1 pseudogene is annotated in these 207 nt (G+C 44.9%); it reads left to right on the top strand.

The features are described 5' to 3' along the window. A pseudogene (locus HMPREF2885_RS07500) lies at nt 1-207 on the top strand (hypothetical protein); the annotation flags it as partial.

Raw genomic sequence — 207 nt, forward strand, 5'->3', positions numbered from 1 at the left:
AAGTTCCTAACAAGGCAGCTTACAAGGCAGATCTTCCAAACAAACCAGGCTTTACGAAAGACTCTAATGAAGTTCCAGTAACGCCACCAACACCAGAAGAGCCAGAAATCAAGAAAGATGTGAACGGCAAGGCAGAAGAAACCCTCGCGAAACGTGATGAAGTCTTCACCTATAATGTGAAAACAAGTGTAGCGCAAGATGCGACAG

This window comes from Streptococcus sp. HMSC062H02 (assembly GCF_001813005.1).
Lineage (GTDB): Bacteria > Bacillota > Bacilli > Lactobacillales > Streptococcaceae > Streptococcus > Streptococcus oralis_S.